Annotated in this window: 16 protein-coding genes, 1 tRNA gene, 1 other RNA gene and 1 pseudogene; 6 read left to right on the forward strand and 13 right to left on the reverse strand. The window is 34.3% G+C overall.

Features of this window, described 5'->3' with window-relative positions; translation table 11 throughout:
- Window positions 1-16: 16 nt before the first annotated feature.
- Entirely contained in the window at window positions 17-913 is an 897-nt protein-coding gene (locus A9G03_RS08325; protein WP_065798922.1) for a DMT family transporter, read from the reverse strand.
- An 854-nt stretch (window positions 914-1,767) separates the two neighbouring features.
- On the opposite strand from A9G03_RS08325, the gene A9G03_RS08330 reads away from it, so the two are divergent.
- The 4 genes and pseudogenes from A9G03_RS08330 to A9G03_RS08345 all read left to right on the forward strand — a co-directional run bounded on the left by A9G03_RS08330 (window position 1,768) and on the right by A9G03_RS08345 (window position 5,954).
- Complete coding sequence (locus tag A9G03_RS08330) at window positions 1,768-2,748, forward strand: 2-hydroxyacid dehydrogenase (RefSeq protein WP_065798923.1); 981 nt, start codon at window positions 1,768-1,770, stop codon at window positions 2,746-2,748.
- A 64-nt stretch (window positions 2,749-2,812) separates the two neighbouring features.
- Window positions 2,813-3,177, forward strand: a transfer-messenger RNA (tmRNA) gene (ssrA, locus tag A9G03_RS08335).
- Between the two features lie 153 nt (window positions 3,178-3,330).
- A pseudogene (locus tag A9G03_RS12860) lies at window positions 3,331-4,451 on the forward strand (tyrosine-type recombinase/integrase).
- 798 nt (window positions 4,452-5,249) lie between these two features.
- Window positions 5,250-5,954 (forward strand): hypothetical protein, encoded by a 705-nt coding sequence (locus A9G03_RS08345; RefSeq protein WP_065798924.1) that lies wholly within the window; start codon window positions 5,250-5,252, stop codon window positions 5,952-5,954.
- Window positions 5,955-6,138: 184 nt separating this feature from the next.
- Here A9G03_RS08345 and A9G03_RS12565 read toward each other — a convergent pair whose 3' ends face one another.
- Window positions 6,139-6,309: a hypothetical protein gene (locus A9G03_RS12565; protein WP_179854751.1), complete on the reverse strand. Its 171-nt coding sequence runs from the start codon at window positions 6,307-6,309 to the stop codon at window positions 6,139-6,141.
- A 270-nt stretch (window positions 6,310-6,579) separates the two neighbouring features.
- Here A9G03_RS12565 and A9G03_RS08350 point away from each other — a divergent pair, with 270 nt between their 5' ends.
- Window positions 6,580-6,903 carry a hypothetical protein gene (locus A9G03_RS08350; protein WP_065798925.1) on the forward strand — a complete coding sequence of 108 codons (324 nt, stop codon included), beginning with the start codon at window positions 6,580-6,582 and terminating at the stop codon, window positions 6,901-6,903.
- Window positions 6,904-7,025: 122 nt separating this feature from the next.
- Here A9G03_RS08350 and A9G03_RS08355 read toward each other — a convergent pair whose 3' ends face one another.
- Window positions 7,026-7,763, reverse strand: coding sequence for a carbonic anhydrase (locus A9G03_RS08355; protein ID WP_065633677.1), 738 nt, complete (start codon window positions 7,761-7,763; stop codon window positions 7,026-7,028).
- A gap of 488 nt (window positions 7,764-8,251) precedes the next feature.
- Window positions 8,252-8,327: transfer RNA gene (locus A9G03_RS08360), tRNA-Asn, on the reverse strand.
- Window positions 8,328-8,476: 149 nt separating this feature from the next.
- Between A9G03_RS08360 and A9G03_RS08365 the strand changes: the two genes are divergently transcribed.
- Window positions 8,477-9,049, forward strand: coding sequence for a TIGR00730 family Rossman fold protein (locus A9G03_RS08365; protein WP_065633678.1), 573 nt, complete (start codon window positions 8,477-8,479; stop codon window positions 9,047-9,049).
- Between the two features lie 64 nt (window positions 9,050-9,113).
- On the opposite strand, the gene fruA is transcribed toward A9G03_RS08365, so the two are convergent.
- The 9 genes from fruA to A9G03_RS08410 form a co-directional block, all read right to left on the reverse strand.
- Window positions 9,114-10,853, reverse strand: coding sequence for a PTS fructose transporter subunit IIBC (gene fruA, locus A9G03_RS08370; RefSeq protein WP_065798926.1), 1,740 nt, complete (start codon window positions 10,851-10,853; stop codon window positions 9,114-9,116).
- 8 nt (window positions 10,854-10,861) lie between these two features.
- Entirely contained in the window at window positions 10,862-11,797 is a 936-nt protein-coding gene (gene fruK / locus A9G03_RS08375) for a 1-phosphofructokinase (RefSeq protein ID WP_065798927.1), read from the reverse strand.
- A complete protein-coding gene (gene fruB, locus A9G03_RS08380; protein ID WP_065798928.1) occupies window positions 11,797-12,999 on the reverse strand; it encodes a fused PTS fructose transporter subunit IIA/HPr protein in 1,203 nt (400 codons plus the stop codon). The genes fruK and fruB overlap by 1 nt, the downstream gene beginning before the upstream one ends.
- Window positions 13,000-13,185: 186 nt before the next feature.
- The gene (gene cra / locus A9G03_RS08385) at window positions 13,186-14,214 is read right to left on the reverse strand and encodes a catabolite repressor/activator (RefSeq protein ID WP_065798929.1); all 1,029 of its coding nucleotides are present in this window, start codon (window positions 14,212-14,214) and stop codon (window positions 13,186-13,188) included.
- Between the two features lie 167 nt (window positions 14,215-14,381).
- Window positions 14,382-15,137, reverse strand: coding sequence for an iron ABC transporter ATP-binding protein (locus A9G03_RS08390; protein WP_065633683.1), 756 nt, complete (start codon window positions 15,135-15,137; stop codon window positions 14,382-14,384).
- Window positions 15,134-16,105 carry an iron chelate uptake ABC transporter family permease subunit gene (locus A9G03_RS08395; protein ID WP_065798930.1) on the reverse strand — a complete coding sequence of 324 codons (972 nt, stop codon included), beginning with the start codon at window positions 16,103-16,105 and terminating at the stop codon, window positions 15,134-15,136. The genes A9G03_RS08390 and A9G03_RS08395 overlap by 4 nt, the downstream gene beginning before the upstream one ends.
- Window positions 16,095-17,051, reverse strand: coding sequence for an ABC transporter permease (locus A9G03_RS08400; protein ID WP_065798995.1), 957 nt, complete (start codon window positions 17,049-17,051; stop codon window positions 16,095-16,097). The genes A9G03_RS08395 and A9G03_RS08400 overlap by 11 nt, the downstream gene beginning before the upstream one ends.
- 11 nt (window positions 17,052-17,062) lie before the next feature.
- Window positions 17,063-18,019 carry a siderophore ABC transporter substrate-binding protein gene (locus A9G03_RS08405; RefSeq protein WP_065633686.1) on the reverse strand — a complete coding sequence of 319 codons (957 nt, stop codon included), beginning with the start codon at window positions 18,017-18,019 and terminating at the stop codon, window positions 17,063-17,065.
- Between the two features lie 265 nt (window positions 18,020-18,284).
- Window positions 18,285-19,484 (reverse strand): hypothetical protein, encoded by a 1,200-nt coding sequence (locus A9G03_RS08410; protein WP_065798931.1) that lies wholly within the window; start codon window positions 19,482-19,484, stop codon window positions 18,285-18,287.
- Between the last annotated feature and the right edge of the window lie 112 nt (window positions 19,485-19,596).

Raw genomic sequence — 19,596 nt, forward strand, 5'->3', positions numbered from 1 at the left:
AACCCCTAAAGTTAAATCATCGCTTTTTAATTTTTATTCTACCTTCAGACAATAACACACCAATAAGTGTCACTAAGGTGCCAAATGCAGCAATAAAAGTAAACGGTTCATGTAAAATAATAACCGCAGCAAGAATGGTCAAAATCGGCAATAGATACAGATAAATACTAATTTTAACAGCGCCAACTAATTTCACTGCATAATTCCAAGATACAAAACAAATCGCTGATGCACCAACACCTAAAAATATTATATTGAGTAAATTAGTCATTTGGCTAAACCTTTCTAACCCAAACTTAAAGTCAAAAATAGATAAAGCCGGTAACATCAGGAGTAAACCATAAAAGAAAAAACGCCTAGTCAATAAAATGGTATTGTAACCCAAATTACTGCTTTTTTTGGTTAATATAGAATAACAAGCCCAAAATAAACAAGCTGCAACAGCAAGAATATCACCTAAAGGATTAAGAGAAAGCACATATTTACCATTAAAGCTAATCAATCCAACCCCCAAAATAGCAAACAAACAACCAATATAAAAACGTCGAGGCGGTCTTTCTGTTTTTAAAAAGAATATTGATAACAGAGCAGTAAATACGGGAGCTAAGGTAGTGATAACCCCAACATTCGAGGCATTGGTATAAGTTAACGCTATGTTTTCACATAGAAAGTAACATGTTACACCACAAAATCCAGCGCATAAAAACATTAATTCTCGCTTAATACCCTGCCAAACTAATAAACGCGGTGCTAAAACCCAAAGCATGACATAGCCAAGACAAAATCGATAAAACAAAATTTCAATGGGTTTAAAATTGACCAATAATACTTTTGTTGCAATAAACGTACTTCCCCAAATAAAGATTGTCATCAAGGCAATTAAGTGTCCTTGTGTTTTTTTGGTAACGAACATAAAAATCTCTCTACTTATATCAATAAAAAGCTATCAAAGTGTACATGATTATCTTAAGTTTGGTCACTTTATAATTAAGTATTAGCGGGCAGGACTTGGTAACAGAAAAAACAATACCATTTCAATATCCATAGAGAATATTATCTTCCTACCTAGTGAAGCGCAATTTTTTACTGTAATTTAATAGTAACAATAAATGAGAAGCTAAAATTTGAAAAGATCGTGTGATAAAAACAACAGATAAAAAAAATCCACCCGAAAACTCGAGTGGAGGGCAAAAAATGAAAAAATGTAATCTGTAGATATAGACAAGCTAAACAACAAAAAGTTCAATTTAATTTCAAATAATTTTAGTTTTTTATGAAATAAATTCATATCATACTGATTTATAATAAATATTATTTTAATTTTTTTTAAAAAATTTTTGTGTTAATACAAAGATAAGTCAAATAATCTTATTTTTTTATCAACAACAACTTCACAGCGTTATTATGATCAGTAGTAAATCAATCAGATTATTTTCATAGTAGCTGGTGATATAAATTCTTAACGTCATTTATTCTATTTTTTGAACGATTATCGATTACTTATTTTGGTATTAACTATTTAACTGCTTTGCTTGCCTGTTACTTATTAATACTTCAATATAATTACTATACCTCATCTATTTTTTAATCAAGCTGCATTTGGTTATTATTCAAAATAAAATGTGAATGCAAAACCATTTTTTGCTCAAACACATATCTAAGATTAAAATTCTTTACAAATTATCTTTTTAACTCAATCAATTGCACAATAAAAGTGACTAGCGATATACTGACTAAAACAATTCAAGCAGCACGTAAGGAGAGTTTATGAAAAAGAATGTCGTATTATTCAGTAAAATTCCTGCTGATCAACAAGCTAGATTAGCGCAAGCTTTTAATCTCACGCTATTTGAACGTAATCCTAATACCGATACAAAAGCTTTTATTCAAGCATTAGCGAGTGCCGACGGTATGATAGGTTCAAATATGCCGACACGCATTGACGATGAATTTTTAACCCAAACGCCAAAATTAAAAGCGGCAGCAACAATTTCGGTTGGTTACGATAATTATGATCTTTGTGCTTTAAAAAAGCATGGTGTTCGATTAATGAATACCCCTAAAGTATTGACTGAAAGCACCGCTGACCTTATTTTTACACTATTAATGGCGACCGCACGCCGAACGGTGGAGTTGTCCAATCTAATTCATGATGGAAAATGGACCAAGAGCATTACACCTGAATATTTCGGTACGGATATTTATGGTAAAACCATTGGTATTTTAGGGATGGGTCGAATTGGTAAAGCGATTGCTAAGCGCGCACACTGTGGCTTTGATATGAATGTCATTTACTATAACCGCTCAGCCCATCCCGATGTAGAACAAGCTTATCAAGCTAAGCGCCTAGAACTTGATGGTGTGCTTAGCCAAGCAGATTTTGTGGTGATTATTCTGCCATTAACCGACCAAACCAAACGACTCATCACTAAACAAAAATTAGCTTTAATGAAGCCATCAGCCATATTAATTAATGGTGCGAGAGGAGCAATTGTAGATGAGCAAGCATTAATTGAAGCATTAAAAAATAAAACGATCAAAGCTGCTGGCCTTGATGTATTTGAAGTCGAACCCCTACCAACAACTTCACCACTCATGCAGCTTGATAATGTTTTATTATCACCACATGTAGGATCAGCAACGGTTGAAACTCGCTACGCAATGGCAAAGTGTGCAGTCGATAATATTATTGCCGCATTAAAAGATGAAAAACCAACCGAAAACTGGGTAAACCCCGAAGTTGGTTAACTTGTATTCCCTATTGAATTGACCTATAATGCCCCGATATTGTTTACATTAACAATTCACAATTGGGGCTGATTCTGGATTCGACGGGATTTGCGAAACCCAAGGTGCATGCCGAGGTGCGGTAGGCCTCGTAAATAAACCGCAAAAAAATAGTCGCAAACGACGAAAACTACGCACTAGCAGCTTAATAACCTGCATAGAGCCTTCTCTCCCTAGCCTCCGCTCGTAGGACGGGGATAAAGAGGAGTCAAACCCAAACGAGATCGTGTGGAAGCCTTGCTTGGGGCGGAAGCATTAAACTTAATCAAGCTAGTCTATCGGTAGCGTGTTTGTCCGCAGCAGGTAGGCGAAATTTAAAGACAAACTACGCATGTAGTACCAAGGATGTAGAGATTTCGGACGCGGGTTCAACTCCCGCCAGCTCCACCAATTCACTATTTCGTAAGATTCTTTTAAACCCACTAAAACACACCAAATCCAGTACTAATAAGCCTTAAAGGCTATTTTAGTATTCCGTAAGTATCAGCAAGATACATTTACAGCCACATTTTTTAGTTATATGATTAGTTATACGGATAACATATAACTAAAAATCGTATAACTTCTCCATTAACGGACACTCAAATAAAAACAGCCAAGCCACAGAATAAGGATTACTCTTTTATCTGTCGGTAACGGATTATATCTTTTAATTAAATCTAACGGCTCTAAAATATGGCGGTTTAACTATTATCGTCCTATAAATAAAATCCGTTCATTAATCAGTTTTGGTAGTTATTTCGAAGTTTCACTACAGCAAGCGCGAAAGCAACGCGACGAAGCACGTGAATTAATTAAGCAAGGCATAGATCCCCAAGAGTATAAAGCAGAACAAGAACAGCGTAAGCATGAAGAAATCACCAGTACATTTAAGAAGATTGCTTCGGAGTGGTTTAAGGTCAAAAGTGGTAAAGGACTAACAGAAAGTACACTAAAAAGAACGTAGAAATCATTAGAACTACATCTATTCCCTTATATTGGTGACAAGCCTATTTTTAAATTAAAAGCCAAAGACTTTATAAAAACAATGGAGCCATTAAGGGCAAATGCCAACGATTAATGCACAGGATTTACCGGAATTTATGCAATCTCTTGCTATGGCTAGAATCGAATTACAGACGCGCTGTGTAATTGAATGGCAATTATTAACTATGACGCGTCCAAATGAAGCAGTAGGGGCTAAATGGCAGGAAATTGATTTTGATAATTGCTTATGGATTATTCCTGCTGAAAAAATGAAAATGAGACGAGAACATACTATTACGCTCAATAAACAAGCTATGGCGATATTATCAATCATGAAGCCTATAAGTGAGCATAGAGAGCATATATTTCCAAGTATGAAACCGCCCTATAGCACCCCAATGAATAGCCAAACCGCTAACATGGTAATAAAACGAATGGGATACAAAGACAAGTTAGTCGCACATGGATTAAGGGCTTTAGCAAGTACTGTATTGAACGAGCAGGGCTTTGACCCTAATATTATTGAAGCGGCACTTGCTCACGTCGATACTAATAGCGTAAGACGAGCCTATAACCGCGCTACTTATTTAGAACAACGGCGCATTATGCTTGATTGGTAGGGTGACTTTGTAGAGCAAGCAAGCCAAGGAAATGTCTCTCTATCAGGTAACCGCAATTTAAAGTTAGTTAATCATTAACTATATCGTGCCCCATATTTGGGTTACTCTTTCAATTATTAATAAGATCCACTCCTCAAATGTGAGGGGACTTTTTCAAATATCACCCTTAACATATACCAGTTATTAAACTGTTTTTTTTATACTTACCCCCCCATTATTCTAAACTTTTCATTAAAAGTATTCACTGGTATTCACCTTTTAAAATTAATTAATATATATCAATATATTATATACTTATTATATATATATTTTGGTGTTCACTACTATTCACATTTAAATATAATCTTGATCCTATGATTAACCAATTGAAATATAGAAATAATTCTATAACCTCTATTTCTTGCTAAAATTAAAATATATATTAATCATGATGTTAAAAATAAGTGATTTTAAGGTTGATCATGGTTACTATTAGAGGTATTAAAATTGCAATCTGCTAAAAAGTCAGCACATTCATTGATAGTAAAAAATTATTTCAATTCGCGGTTTTGCATAAAAATGAGGATGAGCGGTTTAGAAGACAAAAAGTTGTAGAAATTTACTACCCCCTCACTACTTGGCTTGAAGAGTTTTTCGACACGTTAGAAGCAATGTAATTATTTTGATTGCATGAGGTGTTTTTACTAATAATACTTTTAATCAATATAACTACATCTAGACTGATTAGAATTAAAATTTTGTCAGTTCATAAAAAAAGAGAATGGAACAAACAGAAAAGAAAAAGGTAAATCTTTATTTTAATGGCATGCAAAACACTAGATTAATTATGTCGGTTGAACAGTCGATAATGCAGAAGCTTGATAGGAGTATAAGAAAATGAACACAAAAGAGAAAGATAGTATTATTATTGTAAGTATCGTTATAACTGCTTTATTGTTTTCAGTTATTTTAGGTTGTATTTGGTTATATAGTCCTGATGCGTTTAATTATGTAAACGAAATGAAGTTCAATGATTGGGGGGATTTTTTAGGGGGTACTTTTGGGACTGTAGCTTTATTTTGGCTCATACTGGGCTATATGCTCCAAAAACAAGAATTACAACAAAATACTAAAGCTTTAGAGCTTCAAGCAGAAGAACTAAAAAATACTGTTGAAGAATATAAACACATGGTGGAAATCAACAGAAGACAGTTGGATGTATTAAATGCCCCGCAACTATTTGTCAATTTAAGCTTATCTATGGAAAAAGATAATATTTCTCTCGCTATAATAAAACTTAATATTAAAAATAGTGGTGGTTCAGCTTGTAATGTAAAAATATCTTTAGCAGATTACGAAATAGATTTAGAGAAAATTAATCGTGGAGATGAAATATCTAAATGTTTTAATCAAATTGATATAGTAGAGAAAAATATTATTACTTTAAATAGTAATATTGGTGAAAGTAATTTTAAAGATACCTATTCTTTGTCTTATCAATATATATTTGATAACGAGATTACAGATTCAAAAATTGAGAAACTAGTGGAATATGATAGTAGTGCTTTGGATATTCTTAAAACCATTAATCGCATTTGTTAGAATTTGATAGGTATCCAAACAAGTATCCAGCAAAAAAATATTTAATAAATGGATACCAATTTAATCATAAAAGCCAGCTATCTTCATAATGAAGACAACTAGCGATCATACCCTCTTTCATGGGGTTGAATTTAAAAAGTAGGTTTCTTGAGCCTATAAAAAGAAACCACAAGAAACTTAATTATTATGCTTTAGGTGTGATTCCTCGTGATTGTAATTTTTTGCTTAAAACTCTTTTAATCCAAGTAGCCAAGCTAGTATCACCATCTTTTATAGCTTCTTCTAACTGTTGCCGAAATTCTTCGATTAATCGCATTTGGTATTGTGATGATCTTTTTTCTTTTGGTGTTAACATGGTAATTACCGAATATTATTATAATTACAAGGTAATGACCATTATATAGAAAATCCTAAAGTGTTCACCGCCTAAAGCCTTTTAGAATAGGGTTAAAAGAAATTGTAAACACCGTGAACACTTTTTTATAAAATTTTATTTTTATGGGGGGTAGGTAAAAGTCTGCAACTTTTCAAATGGACATCACCCACCAGTCAAATTTTTACACCGTCAAAATTTCAAAATCAATCTTTTAACCTTTCAACTTGGCAAGATAAAAAGGCCTAATCTATGGGATTATTTTTTGTTTCCAATTTTTCTAAATTAATCCAAAGAAGTTTAAACCAAATCAGCATATCTGATATAAATTATATTGTTCGTAGACTAATTGTTAATCATGCCAAAACTAAATTCACTTATGGCATGACGAATATTGATAATGCTAGTGTATATTTAAATCTCACATTTGAATTATCAGGTAAAACGTGGACTAAAGAGTTTTCAACCAAGCAAAATGATAGTGGTGTAAAAGATGCAAATATGACTTCTGTTGTTGAATATGCTTGGGATCAGATTGCTTTAGATGTTGCCCGAGAGGTTGCAAAGCATTTATAAGTAATTTCTGGTTTTAAATTTCGATTATGAAAAAAAATTAACAAGTTTATTTATAATAGAATCGAAAAAAAATTTGTTAAAATAGGCTCTATCTAAATACATTTGATAGAGCCATTTGGACATTAATCAACAATTACCCTTCCATTTAATGGTTGGACTGGTCGATTGTTATCATGATGCATGATTGAGTGGAATTTTTCGATTTGCTCAGTCGATACGCTGCTTTCTTGTTCTAACACAATCCATCTTACCCCTTCTGTACATGGAGGAGTTGTCAATGAACCACTAAAGCGATAAAAATCTAACCTATTTGGTAATAGAGCTTTTATATCAACAGGCTGAGTAAGCGTTGCCGTCGCTTCAACTTCGGTTGGTATTTGTTGCCAGGCTTTTGCTAATTCTGGATTTGTTTTTCCCTTATTAAACATAAGTGCAACCACAGCTAACTCACCATTCTTATTTTTATAGACAAAATGTGCTTCCATTGGGAACTGTTTGCCTTTAATTTCATTTTCACTTGGCGCATGAAAGTGGAATTGTTGTAGGGTGAAAACTTCGTTATCGATTTGTAAAGTATTACCTTCACCAACATTAACTTGAATAGTGTGACCATTATTGATAATTTCTTGCTTACCTGGTTTGAATACCAGTTTAAGTTTATCATGATGAGTTTTGAACACGTGTTCAATGTTGATAGGTGATTGGTTTTTGCCATTTTCACAAGTTGAAAATTCTGGTGATAGTTTACCCCAATTTTCAGGTTTATCTTCACCTTCATACCCCCAATGTGAAGAATGTTCTGCAGCAGCACATGATAAACTCGTTACCATTAAAGCTGCCATGATTATGTTAAGTTTCATCTTGATTTTTCACTAGAACGTTGATTAACGGGTCTCAAATTATACGCCTCAAAAAATTACCTTTCTAGAATATACCAATAAGACTTTTTTGTTTTTTTATAAAAAAAATCTTTGACATTTTTAAAAATTAAGTTGTTAATTTGACATCAATCTTCTTTATAGCATGAATGAAGTTCATACTCATCATAGCTAAACTTAACATTATCAGGGAATCAATAAAGAATAGAAATTTTAATTTTATTCATAATATTCTAGTCAATGCGAATAGGATTAATAGAAGTAAATAATAAAACTGGAGTAATTTTTGTGGAAAGTGTTATAAAGTGAGTAACAATTTGAATTTATATTATTACTTTAGATAATTTTGAAAAAGTAACTAAGTGATAACAAGATAAGCAATCTTATAAGGCTAATCACAGACCAAAAATCCATCATAGATAATAAGACATAAAAAAACCTGCTCAATGCAGGTTCTTAGAAACTGAATTTGGCTCCTCCAACAGGACTTGAACCTGTGACATACGGATTAACAGTCCGCCGTTCTACCGACTGAACTATGGAGGAACACTTGATGGACAAAATATTAACCATCTATTACGTTTATGTCAATCGTTAAAACACTAAATAAAATCAATTGCTCAGCTTGTAAGCAAATTTGTCTATGTCTATGCTAAAATAAGTTAAAAATGACAAGATAGGTAAAATAAACGTTTATGAAAAAGAATATTTGTGTTTTTTGTGGTGCTAGTGAAGGCAATCGTGCTGAATATCGTGTTGCAGCTGAACAACTTGGTCAAACCATTGCCAAACAAAATAGGCGATTAATTTATGGTGGTGGCAATAAAGGGTTAATGGGGATTATTGCTAATGCCGTATTAGCTAATGGTGGTGAAGTTATTGGTGTTATTCCTGAACGTTTAGTTAAAGCCGAAACTGCGCATCATGGCATTACTCAGTTAGAAGTTGTTCAAAATATGCATCAACGCAAAGCAAGGCTTGCTGAACTAGCTGATGGTTTTATTGCGATGCCAGGTGGAACGGGCACATTAGAAGAAATTTTTGAAGTTTGGACAGCGATGCAAATAGGCTACCATGAAAAACCCGTTGCACTATTCAATAGCCAATTTTGGCAACCTCTGCTGAACTTTTTAAAGCATGCAGTACAAGATGGGTTTATTCGAGAAAGTTTTTATAACACATTAATCGTATCAGATGATGCAACAAATATATTACAAAAAATGGATGATTTTATTGCTAAAGACCTACAGCGTTGGGTGAAAAAGTAATTATTATTCATTAAAAAGCAAAAACGCCATTTTATAATGGCGTTTTTTGTAAGTATAAAAATAATTACTGTGTAACTTCTTCGGCAACGACTTCCGGTTTTTTAATAACCGCATAAACTACACCAGCAATGACAGAGCCGACTAAGATTGACAATAAATAACCGCCAACGGGTTTAACAACGCCTGGGATTGCTAACGCAAATAACCCACCATGTGGCGTCATTAACGTTGAACCAAATGCCAATGCCATACCACCAGTGATTGCACCACCAACAATACAACAAGGGATAACACGTAACGGATCACGCGCTGCAAAAGGAATTGCCCCTTCAGAGATGAAGCATAAACCTAAAACTAAAGACGCTTTACCACTTTCTTGTTCTGCTTTAGCAAATTTTTTACGGGCGATTAAAGTAGCTAATCCCATCGCTAATGGAGGAACCATACCTCCTGCCATTACTGCAGCCATAGGTGCATAAACTTGTGAAGAAATCATACCAGTACCAAAAGCATAAGCAACTTTATTAATTGGTCCACCCATGTCTGTACACATCATGCCACCTAATAATGCACCTAACATAATAGCATTAGCACCATTCATGGTATTTAGCCATACAGTAATAGTTTTCATTAACCATGCGATTGGCGTACCAACAACAAATTGCATAACAAGACCTGTAATTAAAGTTGCAAGTAAAGGCACAATTAGAATAGGTTTTAATGCTTCAAGCGTTTTTGGTAGTGGTAAATATCGAGTAATTAACAAGGCTAAATAACCAGCAAAATAACCAATAATAATACCACCTAAGAATCCGGCACCAGTTGAAACTGCAAGTAAACCACCAACTAGGCCAGGAGCAAGCCCTGGTCTATCAGCAATTGAGTAAGCAATATAACCAGCAAGCAATGGAACCATTAGTGAGAATGCTAAATCACCAATTTGTTTTAAATGAGGTTCTCCAACAAGCTCATTTACAAGAGTTTGTTTAACAACTTCTACGCCATTTTCAAGTACAGTAACTGTTTTTAATACTTCTTGGAACTGACCAAAAGCAAAAGAAAGCGCAATGATCAAACCACCTGCAACCACCATTGGCAACATGTAAGACACACCCGTTAATAGATGTTTATAAACGCTCTTTTTCTCATTACTTGATTTAGCTGATGAGGTATTGGTTGTAGGTTGATAAATTGTTGCTTCTTCAAATGCTTTATCTAATTCTTGAGCGGTCTTTTTAAGAGCAGGGCCAGTTTTAGTACGATATAATTTTTTACCAGCAAATTTGCTTAAATCAACATCAATATCACATGCAGCAATAACGACATCAGCAGAAGCAACTTCTTCAGGTGTTAATTCATTCCCCACGCCAACTGATCCACGTGTTTCAACTTTACACCACCAGCCGCGTTTTTTTGCTTCTTCTTCAATGGCTTCGGCTGCCATAAATGTGTGAGCCACACCTGTTGGGCAAGCAGTCACAGCAACAATACGTTTGATACCTGTAGCAGAAGCTGAAGCTGTTATCGCAGTTTGTTCATAAACTTTTGCTTTATTTGGCGCATCGTTTACTATTTGTTTCGGATTGGCAAAAACATCATCGATATCTTCTACAACATAAACTTTTTTACCCATCACTGATGTATCAGCAATTGATCCTGTACCCACTGCAACAATCACATCGGCATTTGCTGCGTTTTCAACTACATTTAAATTTAAAGCATTAGCAGCTAAAATAAGTTCAGCTTTAGCTAATCGTCCATTTACTGGACCTGTATTACTACCTTCAACAATATATATATTCATGAATACTCCTATCCAGCGTTAATTTCAATTTTGCCGAGCATATTAGTTACAGCTTGACGATCAGAAATACCTACGCCTGCTTGTTCAACAGATAGCGCTGCAACACTTGATGCAAACACTAACGTATCTTTAATTGATTGATTGGTCATAAGACCATACATTAATCCAGCAACCATTGAGTCACCTGCGCCGACAGTACTAACAACTTGGCATTTTGGGGGTTTAGCAATCCACGCTTCATTTTTTGTTACCCATAATGCACCTTTGCTGCCAAGTGAGATGACCACATTTTCAATACCACTATCGATAATTTGTAAAGCAGCTGTTTTGATGTCAGTAAGCGTAGATAACTTTCGACCAACCCACATTTCAAGTTCCTTATCATTTGGTTTAATTAACCAAGGGTTGGCTTTAAGACCTGCTACTAAAGCATCACGGCTACTATCAAAAACCACTTTAGGGCAAATTGCTTTAACTTGCTTCATCCATTCTGTAAACTTTTCCAGAGATACGCCAGCAGGTAAACTACCACTAATGGCAACCATATCTATATCTTTTAACCATTCTAATGAATCGGTAACGAAAGTCTGCCAATCTTGATCACTAATCGTAAAACCAGAAAAATTTAGGTCGGTAACTTCGCTATTTTCTTCCGTTAATTTAACATTAATACGGGTGCGCCCATCAATGGTTTGAAACTTATCAACGACATTTAGTGATTTAAACAGCAAGTTAAAACCATCACGATTTTCTTTACCTAAAAAACCACCTACCGTTAACTTAACATCCAGATCTGATAGTACTTTGGCAACATTAATCCCTTTACCAGCAGCAAGTAGTGCATTTGTCTGCACTAAATTAACATCACCAAGTTCAACTTTAGGACAAAAACCTAATAGATCATAAGCGGGATTTAATGTAATTGTTGCAACACGATAAGTCATTATTCAGTTCCCTCACCTAATCCGCTAGCAATGGCTTGACCTATGGCTTCGAGCGCTTGCTCAGCATCTTGTCCAACAGCAGTAAATTTAAGACGACTGCCTTTTTTAGCACCTAGAGCAACAATCTTCATTAAGCTAGTTGCACTTACAGGCTCACCTTTACCATCTAAATTGGCAACCGTTATTTTACTATTGAATTCTTTTACCAATTTAACTAATACAGATGATGGGCGGGTATGCAGGCCATTTTCATTATGAATAACAAATTCACGACTTAATTCATTATCATTTGATTCGGCTGCATTAGATTGAGCAGGAGTAAGGGTCGATTCAATATGCTCAGAATTATTGATATCAGAACCAGAAATAAGTAACTGACTTAATTGTTCGACATTTGCTGTTAAAAGTTGGTTTAATTTTTGTCTAAAAATCAACGATGCGATGTTATGCACAACCTCTGCAACTGAATCATCTACAACTGACATTGTTATAAGCAATTTTACAGGTTTACTATCTTCACTCAGATGACTAACTGTACGACTAATGGCAATCGCATTTTTTAAATTACCATTTTTACTATCACTTAACCAAATCCCATTGCCTAAATAATTAGGTTTATTATCAAGCACATCGGCAATAAAATTAGCATTCACTGCATTGTGCTGTTTTAAACGCGAAGCATTCAATGCTTGTAGGGTTGCTAGGCTATCTGCTTGAATATCTAATAAGACTGAATCTTGATGAATGGTAAATTTGCTATCTTCTTGTTCTACTTTGTCGGTTAAAATAGCAATTGCTTCATCCGCTGTTTGAATTTTTTTAATTTTATCTTCGACGCCATCTTCACCAAGAACATGTGTCAACTGGCGAAGTAATTCTAAGTGCTCATCAGAGCTTGCCGCAATACCAATAGCCAAGTACGCTTTTTCACCATCATCCCCCCATTCAACGCCATTAGGAAAACAAAATACCTGTACACCTGTTTTTTTCACTAAATGGCGAGTTTTTGTGGTGCCATGAGGAATCGCGATACCAATACCCAGATAGGTTGCAGCTTGCTCTTCTCGCTCTAGCATACCGTTCACATATCCATCTTCAACAAAACCTGCACTCGTTAATGCTGCGGCAATTTTTTTTATTGCTTCTTGCTTGTTAGTCGCTTGTTCATTTAAATGAATATTTTCTTTAACTAAATGAAACATAGAATAAATACCTCTGGGTTAAAATGTTGGGTTTGCTAAAATAACTCAACAATTCTAAATCCTTAATTGAATTATATTGAATCGTTTCAGCAATGATGAATACAATTAAAATATTTATCAAATAAATTATTTCTATTAATAATTAATATGTGATCTAGATCCAATTTTTGATTAAAATTTAAAAAGCTATTTTTTATAATCGCTCAGACAGGCTCTACCCAAGCTTCCCCTATATAGCAACCGCCTTGGAATAATGGTTGTGCCGGGCTTATAACTTTGTTCACGCAAGCTTTCCATTAATAATGCGATAACAACTTGTGAAACTTCTTGATGATCTTGAGCAAGTGATATCACCCTACATGGTAAAAAATCAAGCAGTTCATGATCACCAAAAGTAGCAATCGTCAGTTGATTGGGTAGATAGCCAAATTTTTTTAAGATCGAGTCAATCGCCCCTTGTAATAATGAAAAGGAGGTAGTGAAAATACCATCGGGTATATCATGCGTTTCTAACCAACGACTAAATACAATTTCGGCGTCACAGCGACTATAATTATTTGCATATAAAAAATCAACTTTATTAAACTGGTTTGCAGCAATTGATTCAAATCCCTCAAGGCGTAATTGACTAACCGATAAATTAGGCAAAGCCCCAATATAAACAACAGTTCCATCAACAAATTGACTAAACGTGGAACCTAACGTTTTGGCATCTTGTTTATCAGATCCAACGATATTTCTAAATTGATTATTGGATAATGTTCTATCTAAGGCAAATAATGGAATTTGGTTATTTTGCCAACCATCATAAAACCTATAATCTTGAGGAGAAACAAACGATGAAGATATCACTAAAGCATCAACTCGCCGCTGCTGAAGATGCCTTACGCATTCTTGTTCTATACTTGGTTTATCTTCAGAACATGAAAGTAATAATTGATATCCATTTTTACGCGCTAATTGCTCTAAGTAATTGGCAATTGTTGTATAACTACTATTTTCCAAATCAGGAATAATAATACCTATTGTGCGTGTTTTACCGGCTCTTAGTCCTGCTGCGACTTGATTTGGTTGATAGTTATGCTCTTTAACTACCGCTAAGACTTTTTCAATCGTTCTATCACTAACACGATATTTTTTTGCTTTTCCATTAATTACATAGCTAGCTGTAGTTCGAGACACACCCGCTAACAAAGCAATTTCGTCTAATTTCATAATATAGTCTCAGCAAACATATTGTTGGCAATTAAACATGAATAAAGAGAAATTGTAAACCTTAATTGTTTTATCTGATGCTTAACAGTGTTAATGCAGGAACAATCATTGTTTAACTGGTTAAAATTTGAATTCGTTTATATTCGATATCAAGCATAAAAAATAAATTAATAATAAATCGCAATATTTTGATTTTGGACATTCTCAATTTTAATCGGGGTATCAAATATATCCTCTAAAAGTTGTGAATTCATAATTTGCTTTGGATTACCTTGATAAACAAGCTCGCCATTTTTCATCGCCAAAATATAGTCTGAATAAACGGATGCAAAATTAATATCGTGAATGACAATAACGATGGTTTTACCGAGTTCATCTGCCGCTCGACGTAATTGTTTCATCATAGCAACCGCATGTTTCATGTCTAAATTATTGAGTGGTTCATCAAGTAAGACATATTCGGTATCTTGGCAAAGAATCATAGCCACATAAGCACGCTGGCGCTGACCACCGGATAATTCATCAATAAAACGGTCTTTATATTCGGTTAGATTTAAAAAATCTAGAGCTTGATTAATATGCTTATAATCATCAGCATTTAAGCGCCCTTTGGTATAAGGATAACGCCCGAAGCCCACAAGTTCAAAAACAGTTAACCGACTGGTAAACCGATTTTCTTGTCTTAAAACAGATAAATAGGTCGCAAGTTTATCACTTGGTGTATTAACAACATCCATATTTTGAATTTTAACGATACCTTCATCAGCCAATAACAGTCGACTGATAATCGATAAAAGCGTTGATTTACCAGCACCATTTGGTCCAATAATTGCCGTAATCCCACCTTGCGAAATAGTCGCATTGACATTTTTTAATACAGGTATAGTTTGATAGCTTTTACAAACATTCTCAATTTCAATCACATTGGAACCTTTTTCAATAATAAGAAAATAAACAAAGAACCACCAATAAATTCAATCACGATAGATAAAGCGCCAACCATATTTAACACACGCTCTAAAAACATTTGCCCACCGACCAAAAAAATAATACCCAATAAAAAAGCGGTAGGCAGTAGATAACGATGTTGACTTGATCCGCTAATACTATAAGCAAGATTAGCAATCAATAGACCTAAAAAAGTAAACGGTCCAACTAATGCCGTCGATATTGCGACTAAAACTGAAACCAGTAATAAAATTATTGTTACGCTCTTTTGATAATCGATACCTAAATTAATGGCATTATCCCGACCTAAAGCAAGCACATCGAATCGAAATCGCATTTTCCACAAAAATACACCAATCACAGAGGCTATTATTAATGAAAAGATAATCAAGACAGGTTCAGCACGGGTGAAGGTTGCAAAAATTCGACTTTGTAACACAGCAAATTCTGTTGGCGTCATTAAACGTTGCAGTAAGTTAGAAAAGCTACGGAACAACGTACCTAAAATAATACCAATTAATAAAACTAAATGTAGATTTTGTTTGAGTTTAGTGAATAAACCACGGTATAAAAAAAGAGAAAATAAAATTAATAATAATGATTCAAATACAAATTTACCAATAATCCCAATATAGGGAATACCTTGTGTATCAATAAAAAAGATCACAACCGTTTGGATTAATACAAACAAAGATTCAAATCCCATAATTGATGGAGTTAAAATTCGATTATTGGTAACGGTTTGAAAAAGTAAGGTAGAAGTCGATGCAGCAAAAGCAACCAGAATCATGGTTAGCACAATCCAAGTTCGGTGCATCAATATATAACTAATATTGCCTTTAAGGTTTAAAGTCATAAAACAACTTATACAAATTAAAGACAGAATAAATAACAAAAATACTCTTTTTTGACTTATTGTATAACGTTTTTGATTAACTGACATGGCGTCTTCGACTCAATAATATTAAGAAAATAATAGCGCCAACTACGCCAAGAATAACACTCACGGGAATTTCAAATGGATAACGAATTAGCCGACCAATAATGTCGCAAATTAATACTAATCCACTGCCAAATAAACAGATCCAAGGTATAGTTTTACGAACGTTATCACCAAATAATAAACTGACAATGTTTGGCACAATCAATCCTAAAAAAGGTAAAACGCCAACGACCACAACAACAATACCACCAATTAATGCAATAACAATAAGCCCCGTCAACATGACTCGACGATAATTAAGACCTACATTAACTGAGAAGTCACGCCCCAAACCTGCAACGGTAAATTGATCGGCACTCCAGCAAGCAAGCAATGTCAAACCGCCGACTAACCATAATAATTCATAACGGCCCCGTAAAATACCTGAAAAGTCGCCTGATTCCCAGCCACCAAGCGATTGTAATAAATCAAAATACATAGCAAAAAATGTCGTAATCGCGCTAATGACTGCCCCCAACATAATACCAATAAGCGGCACCATCAATGCTGATTTGAAAATGATTTTTCGGGAAATCGCCATAAAAATCATTGTACCCGCCATAGCAAATAAGCTAGCAACAACCATTTTAGTCATAACACTTGCACTTGGTGCAAGAACCATCATGATTAATAAACCAAGACTGGCTGATTGAGTAGTGCCAACTAAAGTAGGTTCAACAAATCGATTTTGGGTTAACAATTGCATTATTAAACCGGCAACACTCATGGCACTACCTGCAAATAATAAAGCAACGGTTCTAGGAACGCGGCTAACAAAAAAAATCTCTCGCATGGTACTATCTATCCAAAGATCGGATAGCGTGACATTCCCTGCCCCAATAAATAAACTTATTACAGACATTATCAACAAAACGAAAATGCCTGTAATAAAATAAAACGACTTCACCATATATTTGATTAATTAGCTGATGTTTTTTGTAAAGCTTCGCTTATTTGATCCATTAAGTGGCTATAAGTTTGAATACCACCAGCAATATACATTGAGGTTGAATCTAAATAGACAATATGATTATTTTGCCATGCATCTGTTTTTTGAATTAAATCGTTATTTAAAACTTGTTGAGCTGATTGCGCTTCTTTATTTCCAATAGCATTATCTCTATCTAGAACAAATAGCCACTGTGGATTAACACTTAAAATAAACTCAGAGGTAACTGCGTTACCATGACGCCCTGCTTCTTGGAATGTTGTGGCAGGTTTAAAACCTAATATATCAAAGATAAAACCAAAGCGAGATTTTGGTCCATATGCTGACATTTTGCCACCATTAACCATAATGACGAGTGCACTTCCAGCGGTATTTGTTTTTGGTTTTAGTTGTTCAATTTTTTGATTAAAATCAGCTAAAAGCTTTTTAGCTTGGTCTTGTTTATTAAACAACGTTCCTAATTGTTCAGTTCGTTGTGTTAAACTTGCCAAAAAGTTATTTGGATCAATATCAAGAGAAATAGTTGGAGCAATATCATTCAATTTATTATAAACATCGTTCGCACGACCACCAGCAATAATAACATCAGGCGCCATTGAACTTAAAACTTCATAGTTTGGTTCAAATAAAGTCCCCACATTAGTATAACTTTTATCACTATATTTCGATAAAAAATCAGGATAATGCACATCAGATTGAGGTACGGCTGAGACAGAAATATTCAATGCATCCATAATATCGAGGGTTGCAATATTAAAAACGACCACCTTTTTAGGGTTTTCAGGTACATCGGTTTTACCTTGTGCATGCTCAATGGTTATTTTATTAACCGAACTTTGCTCATTTTTTTTATTATCATCACATCCCGCTAACACAAATAGTGCTGTTAACAACACTATAAACTTAAATTTGATACGTGAATACATTTTGGCTCCTAATCATCATTCTTGATAAAAAAAGAAATGATAAATATAACAATTATCATTTTCATTAGATTGTAACTAAAAAAATAAAGCTATTCAATTAACTTTAATAGAATAAAAGAATTGATGTTTTAGGTAGATTAGAAATATAACAATCGAATAAATGCATTTTATCCAGTGAAGATGACAATGTTATTAATGCGACTCCCCACACCGTTATAATTGGCTGTGAGGAAATAATTTTCATACTAAATTTGTGTTAAAGCTATCAGTTAACGCAAGCAACTCGCTGTTTATTACCACCAAGATAACCATGATATACATCACCGGTATCTGAATGGACAAGATAAGGCTCATTCAGATTGTCGTATATTTGCCCAGTCCAATAATCACCATACTCTAGATCACTATTTGTATAATAATTCTTATCAGTAAATCCCCATTCAGCAAATAAAGTTCGGCCAATTCTACGCTGGTAATTATTTGGCTGATTAGGCAAACCACCTTGCCATTCCCAACCATTTGCATTAGTTAATTCAATAATACTAGCTATTTTGTAACCTAAATTTTCACAGTAGGATTTAGCCGAAGGATAGTCAATATAACCCGGTTTTGCTATAAACCATTTACTTATTGTGAAACGGTATATCATATTTTTTTTATTCTTATCTGAATAAATTGTAAAAGTAGTTGGATCTTTTGCAGTTGCAGCTTCTGCAGCACTTGAACCATTACCTGGTCCTTGAAATTCTACTTTAGCAACATTGATTTGTTTAATATTATCTGTAGTAATATTTAAGCTAATCCCAGAGTTTTGTGGCGATTTACTATAGCTTAATTCACTTGATAATGCCCCTGCTACCGTTAAATAAAAATACAGTCCTTTTGATGCTGTGGCTGGAAAATTGGTAGAAGGTTGATATAAGGTTTGAAGTTTAAATCCTTTAGTACCATCCCATTCACTTGTTGGTCCCGACATAGATGTAAAATTTGGAAAAGGATCGCTATCATTATACTTTAAATTAGGTCGAGCAAAGCAAAAATAAGGAGTAGTCACTTTATTAGGGATAAGATAGTAAACTGCTTGATTGCCAATAAAATTAGAAGAATTTGGCAAGCCATAGCGAGTTGATAAAACGCCGCTATCACTGGTTAAACTGAGTTGATAGGGAGAATTACAAGCATCGTTCAAAAGCTGCTCAGGGTTATTTACCATTTCACCATCAGCGCTTTTAACAGTTAACGTTAAATTGCCAGAAACAGTATACAACTTATCACCATCATTATCTTTCCAATAACCCTTACTTGAAATTAGATCTAACAAGCTGATTTTCAGTTTATTTAAAGGAAGTTGAGTTTTAATATTTTTTAATTTTTCGCCTCCAGCAGGAAGCCGAATTGGGTTGCTTTTTGTCGATAAACTATCTTTGATGCTATAACTTCGGCCATCGTAAAGCGTAATATTCAAAAGCGGATCTGTTTTATTTCTGCTAGTGGCTCCATTATCAAAAGTTAAATATGGTGCATTGCCATGAATTGCAGCTGAAGTGGTGGCAGTTAACGAATTAGCTGAATTAGCA

This window comes from Gilliamella sp. wkB171 (genome assembly GCF_001693755.1).
In the GTDB taxonomy this organism is placed as follows: Bacteria; Pseudomonadota; Gammaproteobacteria; order Enterobacterales; family Orbaceae; genus Gilliamella; species Gilliamella apicola_F.

Excerpts from the sequence above, each read along its gene's own strand:
- A9G03_RS08325 (WP_065798922.1), bottom strand. The coding sequence starts at position 913 with ATGTTCGTTACCAAAAAAACACAAGGACACTTAATTGCCTTGATGACA.
- A9G03_RS08330 (WP_065798923.1), top strand. The coding sequence starts at position 1,768 with ATGAAAAAGAATGTCGTATTATTCAGTAAAATTCCTGCTGATCAACAA.
- A9G03_RS08345 (WP_065798924.1), top strand. The coding sequence starts at position 5,250 with ATGAACACAAAAGAGAAAGATAGTATTATTATTGTAAGTATCGTTATA.
- A9G03_RS12565 (WP_179854751.1), bottom strand. The coding sequence starts at position 6,309 with ATGTTAACACCAAAAGAAAAAAGATCATCACAATACCAAATGCGATTA.
- A9G03_RS08350 (WP_065798925.1), top strand. The coding sequence starts at position 6,580 with ATGGGATTATTTTTTGTTTCCAATTTTTCTAAATTAATCCAAAGAAGT.
- A9G03_RS08355 (WP_065633677.1), bottom strand. The coding sequence starts at position 7,763 with ATGAAACTTAACATAATCATGGCAGCTTTAATGGTAACGAGTTTATCA.
- A9G03_RS08365 (WP_065633678.1), top strand. The coding sequence starts at position 8,477 with ATGAAAAAGAATATTTGTGTTTTTTGTGGTGCTAGTGAAGGCAATCGT.
- fruA (WP_065798926.1), bottom strand. The coding sequence starts at position 10,853 with ATGAATATATATATTGTTGAAGGTAGTAATACAGGTCCAGTAAATGGA.
- fruK (WP_065798927.1), bottom strand. The coding sequence starts at position 11,797 with ATGACTTATCGTGTTGCAACAATTACATTAAATCCCGCTTATGATCTA.
- fruB (WP_065798928.1), bottom strand. The coding sequence starts at position 12,999 with ATGTTTCATTTAGTTAAAGAAAATATTCATTTAAATGAACAAGCGACT.
- cra (WP_065798929.1), bottom strand. The coding sequence starts at position 14,214 with ATGAAATTAGACGAAATTGCTTTGTTAGCGGGTGTGTCTCGAACTACA.
- A9G03_RS08395 (WP_065798930.1), bottom strand. The coding sequence starts at position 16,105 with ATGTCAGTTAATCAAAAACGTTATACAATAAGTCAAAAAAGAGTATTT.
- A9G03_RS08405 (WP_065633686.1), bottom strand. The coding sequence starts at position 18,019 with ATGTATTCACGTATCAAATTTAAGTTTATAGTGTTGTTAACAGCACTA.